Annotated in this window: 13 protein-coding genes; 2 read left to right on the top strand and 11 right to left on the bottom strand. The window is 47.6% G+C overall.

The features are described from left to right. The first annotated feature begins 13 nt into the window (after positions 1 to 13). The gene (locus tag QMG44_RS02090; protein ID WP_047743993.1) at positions 14 to 1,807 is read left to right on the top strand and encodes an ATP-dependent endonuclease; all 1,794 of its coding nucleotides are present in this window, start codon (positions 14 to 16) and stop codon (positions 1,805 to 1,807) included. Between the two features lie 228 nt (positions 1,808 to 2,035). On the opposite strand, the gene QMG44_RS02085 is transcribed toward QMG44_RS02090, so the two are convergent. Next, the gene (locus tag QMG44_RS02085; protein ID WP_086532818.1) at positions 2,036 to 2,392 is read right to left on the bottom strand and encodes a DUF4440 domain-containing protein; all 357 of its coding nucleotides are present in this window, start codon (positions 2,390 to 2,392) and stop codon (positions 2,036 to 2,038) included. Between the two features lie 15 nt (positions 2,393 to 2,407). Further along, positions 2,408 to 3,367 carry a LysR family transcriptional regulator gene (locus QMG44_RS02080; protein WP_020885050.1) on the bottom strand — a complete coding sequence of 320 codons (960 nt, stop codon included), beginning with the start codon at positions 3,365 to 3,367 and terminating at the stop codon, positions 2,408 to 2,410. 92 nt (positions 3,368 to 3,459) lie between these two features. Between QMG44_RS02080 and QMG44_RS02075 the strand changes: the two genes are divergently transcribed. Further along, positions 3,460 to 3,936, top strand: a complete 477-nt coding sequence (locus tag QMG44_RS02075; RefSeq protein ID WP_086532819.1) for a GNAT family N-acetyltransferase — start codon at positions 3,460 to 3,462, stop codon at positions 3,934 to 3,936. Between the two features lie 108 nt (positions 3,937 to 4,044). Here QMG44_RS02075 and QMG44_RS02070 read toward each other — a convergent pair whose 3' ends face one another. The 9 genes from QMG44_RS02070 to QMG44_RS02030 all read right to left on the bottom strand — a co-directional run bounded on the left by QMG44_RS02070 (position 4,045) and on the right by QMG44_RS02030 (position 12,346). Beyond that, positions 4,045 to 4,431, bottom strand: coding sequence for a hypothetical protein (locus QMG44_RS02070; RefSeq protein ID WP_086532820.1), 387 nt, complete (start codon positions 4,429 to 4,431; stop codon positions 4,045 to 4,047). A 63-nt stretch (positions 4,432 to 4,494) separates the two neighbouring features. Beyond that, entirely contained in the window at positions 4,495 to 6,438 is a 1,944-nt protein-coding gene (locus QMG44_RS02065; RefSeq protein WP_059306371.1) for a bifunctional diguanylate cyclase/phosphodiesterase, read from the bottom strand. A 16-nt stretch (positions 6,439 to 6,454) separates the two neighbouring features. Next, positions 6,455 to 6,949, bottom strand: a complete 495-nt coding sequence (locus tag QMG44_RS02060; RefSeq protein ID WP_086532940.1) for a molybdopterin-dependent oxidoreductase — start codon at positions 6,947 to 6,949, stop codon at positions 6,455 to 6,457. A 409-nt stretch (positions 6,950 to 7,358) separates the two neighbouring features. Further along, positions 7,359 to 7,946: a TetR/AcrR family transcriptional regulator gene (locus tag QMG44_RS02055; protein WP_025204719.1), complete on the bottom strand. Its 588-nt coding sequence runs from the start codon at positions 7,944 to 7,946 to the stop codon at positions 7,359 to 7,361. Positions 7,947 to 8,021: 75 nt separating this feature from the next. Next, entirely contained in the window at positions 8,022 to 8,567 is a 546-nt protein-coding gene (locus tag QMG44_RS02050) for a cytochrome b (protein WP_020885056.1), read from the bottom strand. Further along, on the bottom strand, positions 8,564 to 9,619 hold the full coding sequence (locus QMG44_RS02045) for a catalase family peroxidase (protein WP_086532941.1): 1,056 nt from the start codon (positions 9,617 to 9,619) through the stop codon (positions 8,564 to 8,566). The genes QMG44_RS02050 and QMG44_RS02045 overlap by 4 nt, the downstream gene beginning before the upstream one ends. Before the next feature lie 97 nt (positions 9,620 to 9,716). Beyond that, positions 9,717 to 10,280: a gamma subclass chorismate mutase AroQ gene (aroQ, locus tag QMG44_RS02040; protein ID WP_086532821.1), complete on the bottom strand. Its 564-nt coding sequence runs from the start codon at positions 10,278 to 10,280 to the stop codon at positions 9,717 to 9,719. A 333-nt stretch (positions 10,281 to 10,613) separates the two neighbouring features. Then, positions 10,614 to 11,261: an isochorismatase family protein gene (locus tag QMG44_RS02035; RefSeq protein WP_020885059.1), complete on the bottom strand. Its 648-nt coding sequence runs from the start codon at positions 11,259 to 11,261 to the stop codon at positions 10,614 to 10,616. Between the two features lie 170 nt (positions 11,262 to 11,431). Then, entirely contained in the window at positions 11,432 to 12,346 is a 915-nt protein-coding gene (locus tag QMG44_RS02030) for a LysR family transcriptional regulator (RefSeq protein ID WP_032681469.1), read from the bottom strand. Between the last annotated feature and the right edge of the window lie 222 nt (positions 12,347 to 12,568).

Here is a 12,568-nt window from a genome sequence, read left to right as displayed (position 1 = left end):
CGTGGGCATATTAATGAGACTACACACCCTTAAAATCAATGGATTTAAAAGAATTCATAATTCACAAGTAAATTTTGGTGACACTACATTTCTTATTGGCTCTAACAATGCCGGGAAAAGCTCAGTTTTAAAAGCCATAGAATGGCTGCTATCGGATAAAAAAAGGATGGCAACTGACTGTTATTGTTCAGAGATTGATACAGAAACTGGAGAAAATAAAGTAACATGTAAAGATGTGATACTCGAAGCGGAATTTAGAAATATTCCGGATGAAGCAAAAAACTGGAGAGGATTTAAAGGAAGAGTGTTTACATATGATCCTCTTGATACTGGAGAAACAGGCAATAGTATTTTTTATAGAAAGAGCTATTCTCTTGGTGAGGATGTTGTTATAGAGCTTAAATCATTAAAAAGAGATTTGAAAAAAGAATTTGAAAATTTAAAAAAACCTTCTGATTACATTGATGCTGGTATAAAGCCTGAAATAATAAATGAATTATTTCCTGCATTAGATAAAAATATAAGCACCGGTGACAAGTCAAAGCTTGAACTCATTGATGATATTTGGGATATAACAAAGGAAGAAGTTTGGGATAAAAACCCCGGGGGGATAGGCGGGGTAGTCCTGTCAAAACTACCGAGTTTTTTGTTAATTCCTGCAGAATCGGGAGTTACTGAGATTGAAGACAAAACTGGCGTACTCCAAAAAACACTTAACGAACTATTCAAGGATGTACGAGGAAGCTCTGCTAATTATAAACGAGCACAGGAATGTCTAAATGAACTTGCAAAAGAATTAAATCCCTCTGATGAAGAATCAGAGTTTGGTATAATGATGGGGGAATTGAATAAAGTTCTATGTTGTGTATTCCCTGAATCAAAGATCTACGCCTCAGCCGACCTTTCTAACCCTGACACGGCATTATCCCCCAGTTTTTCCATTGAGATGTCAAGTAATATACGAACCGCGGTATCCAATCAAGGAACAGGCATGGTAAGGGCTGCCGTGTTTGGTCTTCTAAGATTCAGGCAAGCATGGTTAAAGAAAAGAGGTGAAGATGAGAGAAGCCTTATCATTGGTTTCGAGGAACCAGAAATTTATCTCCATCCAAGTGCTGCAAACCAGATGAGAGATATAATATATGAGTTATCAGGGCTATCATCACAAATTATCGCCACAACGCACTCACCATATTTAATTGATCTATCCAGAAAACCGAGGCAAATCCTAAATAGATTTCATTATGATTCTAATCATACTTCTATCAATCCATTCTCCGTCACGGAAAAATATAAGCAACTATCAGAAGATGATAAGAGCTATGTGAAGATGATAATGAAATTAGATGATCATATGTCTCGCATTTTTTTCACTAAAAAAGTTATAGTTGTAGAGGGGGATACGGAGGAAATCATTTTTAAAGAAGCTCTCCGTCGAGTTCCGGCAAGTGCACGAAATAAAATATTAACCAATACTGAATTAGTTAAAGCACGTGGTAAAGCGGCTATAATAGGATTGATAAAATATCTTACTGCGTTAGATGTTGACTTTATTGTCATTCATGACCGAGATAAAGGAGTTAAGGGCGCAGAGTTATTTAACCCACATATACTTGAAGCAGCAGGTAACCCTGAAAAAGTAATTGTTGTCGAGGAATGTATAGAAGACATTCTTGGGTATCCAGTTCCTACATCCGAAAAACCATTTAACGCCTATAAGGAAACGTTAAAATGGGGAAGTGAGTTTGACGAAATCCCCGTTAAATTGAAGGCGATCATGCAAAAAGTATATCACTCTTGGCTATAAAACTATTTGAATGCGCTTGTTAAGAATTATAATCATGGGTTTAAAACCAAACCCATGATTATTTTTCTGACACAGATGAATAAATTAATATTAATTAAATATCTTTAGAATTTAGCCTTATTCCTAATGAATTGAGCTTATGCCACTGAATGGCAATGGCAACGACTACTCATGGCACCAAACTGCCTTCTCTGAACTCAGTGCTTCTGTTAGTAATCTACGGCCACCCTATCCTCTCTCCGCTTCCGGTGTCCCCTGATGGAATACCAGTTTCCATTGCCCGCTCCCGGCCCGCTCCCAACACGAAGAACGCAAAGTCGGGCGAGTGCCGTCCGCATTGAATGTCCTGTAGTGCAATATCGCGACATCCTCTCTTATTTGGATGAGCTGAAAGTCGCTGCTGAGAATGGTCGGGATAACTGTTTCGGCAGAAAGTGCCTCTATTATCTGCGAACGATCGATCAACACACCTGATCGTGTCATTTCCCTGAACTGGTCGTGAAGTATCTGTTCAAGCCATTCACGATCGTTGCGCCTGCTGCCATGAAGCGTGCGCTCCAGCGTTTTCAACTGTTCCAGAAGCATGGCATTTACCCTCATTCAAATTCGACTGTCAGTTTCATGGCCATAAATATTTTGCGGCAACTCGTCCGCCAGCATGTGAAGTGTCGTCTTCAGCCATTTGGTTGCCCCTCTCTGGCCACTGCGTTTATGCGAGTAAATCTTTACTTCAAACGGGCTTATGGTGAACGGCAATGAAAAAATCTGAATACTGGCAGCATGTTTCAGCTTCTCAGCAGCAAAACGGGGAATGGCCATTAGCAGGTCGCTTTCCGCAACGATAAACGGGGCACTCAGCATGGATGGCGTCTTAAGCGCTATCTGCCGCGTATACCCCAACTGCTCAAGCCGTAAATCCAGTACACCCTGCTTTTCGTTCCAGGGGGTTATCACCAGATGCCGTGCAGCAAGATAATCTTCCAGCGTCAGCTGTGTTCGGCGGGTATTGCTGATGACAACATACTCATCCTCAAACCAGTTTATCTCATCCAGTTCATTGTGGCGGATATCGTCGGGTGTACTGAATCCCAGCGCCAGATCCACTTCTCCTGCCAACAGTTCGTTCAGCGCCGGGCTGTGTGGCAAATAGCGTAAATCAAAGCGCAAGCCAGGCGCTTCCTGCTGCAGTCTCTGCATCAACGTCGGGAAAATGCACAACGCGGTAAAGTCCGTGATCGCAATCTGGATCCGCTCCGTGCTTTCGCAAGCCACGAACGCCGGTTGTACAGTCAGCTCCTGATTGAGAAATTTTAGTGCTGATGCAATAGACGGCGCGAGCTGGGTAGCATACACGCTTGGGCACATCCGGTGGCCTTCCCGGTAAAACAGCGGGTCATTGAGCGCAATACGCAGCCGGGACAGCGCGTGGCTCAACGCAGAGGTGCTCATCGCCAGTTCATCCGCGGCGAGGCGAACGGAACAGTGCCGATAAATGGCGTCAAAAATGAGCAGCAGGTTTAAATCAAGACGTCGCAGCGCTGGATGCATAATATTCATCATAGGGTGATTTCATTGCACTTAATTCTTCTGACAAGACCCCCTATGCTTAACGCCATCAATAACGATGCCTTGCAAAAAAGACAGGAAAACATATGAGTATCAGCCTTCGCCAGGCCCGCCCGGAAGATGCCTCCGCTATTTACGATATGATTTATGAGCTGGCGGTTTACGAAAAAGCCCCGCAAGAAGTGGTCACCACACCGGATGAGATTCGCGAAACACTCTTTGGCGGCGGCAGCCATACCGAAGCATTAATCTGCGAGATTGAAGGGAAAATCGCCGGATACGCCGTGTTCTTCACCAGCTACTCCACATGGCTTGGACGTAACGGTATTTACATGGAAGATTTGTATATTTCCCCCGATTATCGCGGCAAGGGCGCGGGAAAAGCGATGCTGAAGAAAATTGCGCAATATGCCGTGGAACGGCGCTGCGGACGCCTTGAATGGAGCGTACTGGACTGGAACCAGCCCGCAATTGATTTTTACCTCAGCATTGGCGCATTACCTCAAAACGAATGGGTACGGTATCGCCTGGAGGGTAACGCGCTGTTGAACTTTGCCGAATAACGCGACCGTGTTGCAGCAAATTGCAGATGCAGGCTGCTTCTGTTGAGGGGCAATCATGTTCGCGTTGAGGGGAGTATCAGGAACACATTGATCAGGCTTCGGGCCTGTTCAGTCGCGGCGCGTTCGTCGGTGGAGTATTTCTTCGACATAATGGTCAATGGCAATATTGTGCTCACGGCTCACGCGCGAAATGAATATGTGCAAAAGCGCCAGCGATGCGTGGAGTGTGACTGCGACCAGATTGTCGAAGTCTTTCTGAGTGAAACGGTCATTCCCCTTCAGTGTCGAATGCTGGAGCAAGGTGTGGGCCGTGATCTCGAGGACGGCTCGCCTGTAATCGCTCGACAGCAGGACATCCAGATCGGTCTGGCGAAGATCAAACGTGAAGTTAAAACTGACAAATCCGGAATCGACCGGCAAAGAGTAGGTCAGTCTGTCACCCTGTTGCTCAACGTACGGTTCATCCCCCTCCCCCATCAGCCGTTGCGCATGCATATCGCCCTCTCTTCTCTTCCAGGCGCCAGGCACACGTGTTGACCAGGGAGCGTCACCGCAGGATTAAACAAGTGTTTCACCCGCTTTGATTGATTGACTGATAAAGGGCGCGGGCTTTCCAAAGAGATATCCTTGTGCCAAATCACACCCTAAACGTTGAAGGCACAACAGTTGATCATTGGTTTCAACGCCTTCAGCAATAATTATCATATCAAGGCATTTCGCCATGCCGACCATTAATTTTGCGATGGTCTGAGTTTCTTCATCCGTGGATATTGTTCGCACAAAAGATTTATCGATTTTTATTTTATCAAAGCCTAACTGAATCAATCTTGAAAGGGAGGAATAGCCCGTACCAAAATCATCAATAGAGATTTTTATGCCCAGCACTCTGAGCGCCATAAGGATTTCGATGGGGGTTTCACTGTCGGTAAACAGCGAAGATTCCGTCACTTCCAGTTCGAGTCGGGTCGCGGGCAACCCCGTTTCGGCCAGCACTGCGCGTACTGTATCGACAAAATTCATACTGCTTAACTGCACCGGAGACACGTTGACAGAGATCCTTGCCGGCACCTTCCATGTCGTCGCTTCCTTGCAGGCGATTTCAAGCGCGGCTTTGCCTATCTCATGGATGAATCCCGTTTTCTCTGCTACCGAAATAAAATCATCCGGCGCAATGATGCCCTTAACGGGATGATTCCAGCGCAGAAGGGCTTCATAGCCATATATTTCAGTGGTGTACGAATCAACAATCGGCTGATAGTAAACGACCAACTCTTTATTTGCGACTGCCACTGATAAATCACGCTCCAGGGTTCTGCTTTCCTCGAGCTTTTGCAGCATAATGCGGCGAAACACTTTGATCATGTTTAAGCCTGCACGTTTAGCTTCATACAGAGCCAGATCGGCAAACTTATAAAGGTAATCTGAACGTCGTTCTAACTCTGAAACAACAATACCGACGCAGGTACCAATGGTGACGTTAGAGTTACCTATTATGTAAGGCTTTTTAATGCACTCACAGATTTCCATGGCCAGATTAACGGCACTTTCTTCTGTCAGCTCATGCGACAATAATGCAAACTCGTCGCCCCCGAGGCGATAGAATGTATTTGTTTCGTTGCTCATGGAGGATAACCGGTGCGCAACCTCACGCAATAACAGATCGCCGGCATCGTGACCAAAGCTGTCATTGACTTCTTTAAAGCGATCGAGATCAAACAACATGACCGTGACTGGCCTGTGTATGCGGCTCGCTATCGAGATGTTATTAATAAGATCATCCCAGAAATAAAGCCTGTTTTTAAGCCCCGTTAACGAGTCATGGTAAACGTCATACGCCAGTTTTTTATTCTGTTGCTGGAGTATTTCCTTCGATTTCTGAAGTTCATTTGCCAGGCTGGTAACCTGTCGGTGAGTTTTAAGTATCTTCCTGTTCTGGCAGACGTTTAAAACACCCAATATCGCACTTAAAATAATCAGCAGAACCGAAAGGCCTGAATAGATACGATACAGCTTTTGTATATTCTGGTTTGTCTCGTTGATGGAGTTAACATCATTGGAGAGTGCACTGGATGAAAACTGGCTAAGGGAGGAATCGAGCGCATACATTTTCTCAAGATAATCAGCAAGTTGAGCGCGAGTCATCCCTTCCAGATGATGATCAAGGTAATCAAGCGTTTCATGCAGGTTTTTTGCCAGTGCATTATGGCTTTTATTCGACTTTACATATTTCCCTAAATCGCCTTCTTTCAGTAACTCGCGCTGGCTAAGCATGATCTCCAGCCGCATGCGGAGATCGTCCATGGTGATATCAGGATTATTGTCAGAATAACGGCTGATCCACGACTCCAGCCTGTAGTATTCTGAAACCATCTGAGAGACAGACCAGGAGTCCTTATAATGGTTGAGTTTTTGCAGATCCTCCTGCCGCTCATGCAAAAGAAATGAAATATACCCGGTTGTAATGAATAGGAAAAATATAATGCCTACCAGGATCCTGTTCATGCATTTCTCCAGATTATTACTCTACGACCATTTTGCTAATCTGCCATGCTGATCTCGAGTAATAGACCTGGTTATCCAACTCTTTGTTACTTTCATAAGGATAGACAATAAACAGAGGGCCCTTGTCGCGAACGCGCATATATTGGCCGTTCATTTTTATTGCAAGGATCACGTTATATTTTGTGAAGTCTTCAATGGGAATTTCAGTCGTATAATCATTGAGCGCGGTTACACTCAGAATAGTGCCTTTGGCGCCGACCAGTTCCATGAGTTTTTTCATGGGAATACCCTCAAAGCTTGTCTGGTCATTATACCATGGGTTACGGGTACGCATGGTAACGAGGCCGATTTTTTCCAGGCCAGCGATATCAAAGACTGCAGCGCCATTTTGATTACTGTTCTCGATTTTCCCGGAGATGGTTAACACGGGTTTCCCTTCAAGCTTAGGGAGTTCCTTCCCCCAGGAACAGGTCGAAATAATCAAGAAAAGTAGGGTGATTGCCATTCTCATGCGCGATGACTCCAATAAGGAAATAGGTATGTCTTGTCGTCTATTCTGACACAAATTGTTACCAGCCAACCAGATAAGACTCCAGGACGAAACGGTCCCGTTATACTCTCGTTTAACGGTCCATGACAGCCATCCCGACGTTGTTGCTTGCCGTATCGTCATTAACAAAGATTAGCCTTCAGACGTGTCCCTGTCTCCCTTTTACACCATGATAATATGAGACAGAGCAGGTTATTAAAATTGGACGAAGGCGGAATTTGAAAAAATTGTCGTTTCTAATCCCCCGTTGCGTCTTAAACGGTCAGAATTTGTGCGGAGTGGTCAATTATTGGTACGGAATACCCTCAGGAGAGGTGCACATTGCGCCCTTATAAGCAGGTTAAAAGAGCAATGTCGTGCTATCGAGCGATCAATCCGACACAAGAATATTGTCGATCACCGGCTGGACGATTTGCTGAAATACTTTCGCGTCGTTAAACGCGCGTGCGGCTAACATGGCACCATGTACCGTTGCCATTAACTGCCCCGCCTCGCTGGCGTGGGTTGACCGGACAGTAAAGCATTTTTCCCTTTCTCCTCTCTCGAGCAACTCCGTCAGCCAGCCAGAGAGATCGGCGAAATGTCCCGTCACTTCCGAAGCGACTTCGGGCGGCAACGTCGGCAGTTCGGCGGCAAGCATCGCGCAGATACAAAATGGCGCAGAACCGTCCTGGATGCATTTGGCCCAATAATCGGCATAGGCCTGAAGTTCGGCAACCGGATTATTTAGCTGACGGCTTAATGCCTGCATTCCGGCGCGGGCCTCCTGGCGATACTCGCTCACGACGACCCTTACCAGCTCCGCCTTGCTTGAAAAATGGTGGTGAATACTCGCCTTGCGAATATTCACCTTTTCAGAAAGGTCGGCAAAACTGAAGCTTCGGTAGCCACCGGTGGTAAGCAATTGTCGCGTGAAAAATATAATGTCGTTTGCTTTCTGTGAACGTTCGGTGGACATAGCCGTAACCCATTGTCAGTATACAGATCAATAAGATATCAGAGAGCAGAGCGAAAACCTACCGACAGGCCGCCTTTACTGCCGCCGTCTGCCGGTCCCCGCCATACTGTCAAAGACGCCATCTCGCAGCACTAACGCATGAAAAAGCGCGGCCGCCAAATGCAGCATCACGGTAGCAAATAGCATCAGCGCAACCAGAGAGTGCAATGGCCGCAGAATGGCAAACCAGTCGTTATTCACCGGAACAATGGGTGGCAAAACAACCCCGCCCCCGAGGGTGATGGGGTACCCCGCCGCTGACTGCATCGCCCAGCCAATCAGGGGCTGAAGGAACATCATGATGTATAACGCCCAGTGTGAGAGATGCGCTATCAGGCGCTGCCAGGCCGGTATGGAAGCCGGTAGCGAAGGGACGGAGGTATAAAACCTCAGCCATAGCCTGACCACCACCAGAACCAGAATCATCAGCCCCAGCGGTTTGTGGATCGCCACCAGCAGGGCATGCTTCGACGAAATGGTTGAAACCATCGCAATGCCGATAAACAACATTGCCACGATAGCCGCTGCCATGAACCAGTGCAGAATGCGCAACGCCGGATGGAAATAAGCAACCTGTTTCATAAGCCAGCTCCTGACTGTCGGGACTGTTCACGGGTACGCGCATTGTAGGATTTGGCATAGGCCGCCGAGCGCGCATTGAGTAAAGGATCGTCCGAAGGGGCAATGCCATCGGGCAAAATCAGCGGATCGTAGTTGATGTCATTGCACGGACCGTTTTGCTGCGGTGTTGCACGCGTCAGCACGAGCATGCCGGCATTGATGGTTTGCCGATCTTCAGGCCAGACCTGGCTTGCATCGTTGCCCGGATCGCCCGGTTTAGCGACGGTAATCATCAGATCCCATTTCAGCGGCCCTTGCTTCAGGCGCTCTTCGAGATCGTGCTGCAGAAAATCTTTATCATTTTTATCCGCCTCGCTCATCGGCAGAGAGCCAATATGCGGCACCATACTCCAGCGGACCAGGTGCTCTTTACCCGCTTTATCAATAAAGCGAAATGCATTCAGGCTATTAAAGCGATCGCTTGCCCAACTGGATGAAGGTACATACTGCTTTGCCCAGGCGAGGTAGGGTTGCATCTGAGGATGCGCGATCACAAACGCCTTAAGCTTGTCGGGGTTGGGTTTACCGGTTGCCGGATCGGGCAGAGTCAGGTTTTGCAGCGCATAGAAGTCTTCAACGGTAGAGACCGGAAAGCGTGGCATCGCGTTCATGCCTGTTCGCCATTGCTCGCCGTTGCTCTGCCTGAATTGCAGCGCCATGCTGCGCACGGGAACGGCATAATCCGGCGCTTTTGGGTTACCCCCTGCGATGGCGAAACGCCCCGTAACCGGCGTTTCGCCAGGGGCAAACAGCGCTGCTCGCGATAACGAACTGACCTGGCCATTAGAGATAAAATCCCCCACCACGCACACGCCCTTCGCGTGATTGCGGCGAAAACCAGGATGTTCCCCACCCGATTTCTGCAATACCGAAACCAGTTTGTCAGACGTCAGACGATTCGGCGTCAGCCAGCCGCCTGACCAGAGAAACAGCGCTATCAAGACAAGGGGAATAATCGCGACCAGGCACAGGCGGACTATTTTTTGGCCGGTGGAAAGTGAAGTGTTCGTCATATTTTTGCTCACACAGTGAATACACAATCAAATACGCGAGAACGTATTCCTGAAAACATTAAGCACGTCTTTCGCTGCTGGCGTGATAACTCGCCCATTAAGACGCGCCACAGGATGAATGAAGCAGGATTTTTTTAACTGTAGCCCAGAGCCGCTCTTTATCTCTGTCACGTATTTTTTCATGCTGAATTTCTCGCATGAATGCCGCTTTATCAGCTCCGGAAAAGCCGCCCTCCGTTTTTAATTTCCGAGCGATACTGAGAAGCGTTGATTCATCAGCATGGGCAATTTTTGGTCTCACCACAGAGAGCGGCATCGGTGTCCTCGGTGTGTCTTCTTCCATGAGCCAGTCGGCACAATGGAAATGCTGGATAGCCTTCGCAATGTCCATCTGCAGTTGAATGAAAGACCTGACGCTCTCTCTTTCCAGCCCTGACGCGTGGGCGACAGCAAAGGCTCTTTCAAGCACGTCCCGTTCCTGTTCAGGGTCGGCAATTGCCTGACCCTGCTGCGCCTTATACGCCGCAACCTCTTTCATCAGGCAAAAACGCAGGTTGATACTCATGCCGGGGCCGGAAAAAACCTCGATCGCTGTCGTTGTTTCCACAATGCCATCTCCCTGAATGGATGGCCCTGCCGCTAACTCATGCTTTTTCTCCATTACCGATCTCACTTATCGCATAGGTAAAAAAATAACGTTCTCAGGCCCGGATCCGGTTGGCTGGAAAGCGAACGAAAACCAACCTACCAGTTGGTAGGTTTAGTGTCAATTTCATCACTCATTTTTTACTCAATGCTGGATGCCATGTTTGTTCGGAATGGTTTTCAAAAGAATTCGGGTAAGACAGGCTGCCGAAACGGCGAGCGAGGGGGAACGAAGAAAGATGAACAGAACTCAGAAAAAACATGCGGGCAGGAATACTGCATCCTGCCCGCATACCGGCCATACGGTCATTCCACTCCCCCAGCAAAAAAAATCGTATGGCGAGTTATCTTAGGCGTGAACCATATCTGCACAATACTGGATGCCAATACCGAACGCTCCGCCATGTTTCTGGCTGATCGAAGTGGTCAGTTCGTAGGTTTCATGACGTGCCCAGTCACGTTGCAGTTCAAGCAGGTAAGTCAGGGCAGTAATCGGCTTTGCGCCAGCCTGAATCATGCGTTGCACAGCGCGTTCATGAGCTTCTGCACTCATGTCACCGCTGGCGTCTGTGACGATATAGACGTCAAAACCTTGCTCAATGGCAGACTGAACCGGACCATTCAGACAGACCGAGGTCCACAGACCTGCAAACACCAGGCGGTCGCGCTCCAGTTTGTTGACGGCATCAACAAAATTACCATCTTCCCATGCGTTGGAGGTGGATCGGTTAACATACGACGCGTCATCCGGGAATACCGCTGAAACTTCAGGGAATACCGGGCCCGCAAAATCATGGCGTGAAATCGTTGAAACAAGGGTCGGAATATTAAACCCCTTGCCTGTTTCCGCGAGGACTGCGGTATTTTGTCTCAGCAGGCCGATATCAATATTTTTCACATTGAACGCCATCTGGCTCTGGTGATCCAGCAGGATCAGCGCATGGTTTTCCGGGCTTAACAGATTTCTGGCCGCTGCAGGTGTTGCTTTAATCGTCATAATAGTTTCCGCGATGTTTGTTTAAATTTATCAGTGTATTAATGACCTGATTCGTGAACACGAGAAAACTATACAAAACGAAATATTCTTTTGTCCGTTCATTTTTGCAAAGGGCTTATTGCAAAAATGAACGCTGTGAAATATTAATGAATTTTATATGAAAAAAGGAATTAATATGTCTGTCCGAATATTCTCTTTCTGTTCTCTGCTAAATAGTGGGAACAGTGATTCATAAATTCCCTTATTTTTGCTGATTTCCTCACATCAGGATGCGCGAGCAGCCAAATGTCTTCACCCAGTCCCTCCACGATGGGGCTAATCTGAGCCAGTTTATCTATCTGATTGCCATGCATGCAGGGTAACAAACCGATCCCAATCCCGCTTGAGATTGCCGACGCAACACTGAGAACGGAGTCGCCGCGAAAGGTGATATTTTTCTCGGGAATATTTTTTTCAATCCACAGAAAGGCGTTTAACTTAGACATTGCGTAATGGAAGGAGACCCAGCGATGCTCCGTGAGCGCCATAGCATTGACTTGCTTTTTTTCCCATTGTTCACGTAAACCATACACTGCCCAGAACGCCGATCCCACCTTGCGGCCGGAAAGATGCTCCGGAATGTCTCTGGTGGCTCGAAACGCGATATCCGCCCCGCCATCGAACAAATTGACGGATTCATTTCCTGTCGAGACCTGAAAGGTAATGTGGGGATTTACCCGGCTAAATGACGCGATCAGCGGGTTAAGGTAATCCTGCAAAAGGGCATCCGACGTGGTGACCCTTATCTCCCCCGAAAAACCGCATTCATCCTCTTCAATGTTCTGTAGAACATAGTGGATATCCTCTTCAATGCGGTGTCCCAGGGCGATCAGCGCGGTTCCGGCTTTTGTCGGAACGTAGTGGGTGCGGCGACGCAGAAAGAGGGCTAATGCCAGCGACGTCTCAATGGCCCCCAACCGACGAAACAAGGTGGAATGATTGATGCCCAGAGCATCTGCGGCGCGTGACAGATTACCGTGCTCACCTACAGCCATAACGGTTTTCAAATCATCCCAGGAAAAGTTCTGGGAGGTCATTTTCTTCATACTCTTTAAATCCAAATATCTTATCGGCAAGCCAGCTGTAAAAATTGCTGGCGGATGCGCTCGGCAATGGCATTGACCACCGCCGCACTCTCATCAGACGGATCAATATCAACCCGGAAGGGACGTTTCCCGCAGGTGTATTGACGATATTGACTATTGCCTGAGCGGCATGACCGTGCAGGCCTCATCGCTCATTTACCCCGAAAGCGTATGCATCCGCCT

It is taken from the genome of Enterobacter sp. 200527-13 (assembly GCF_027924865.1).
GTDB lineage: Bacteria > Pseudomonadota > Gammaproteobacteria > Enterobacterales > Enterobacteriaceae > Enterobacter > Enterobacter ludwigii.
Note: the sequence above shows the minus strand (reverse complement) of the source record. Positions and strands in the feature narration are given on the sequence as shown.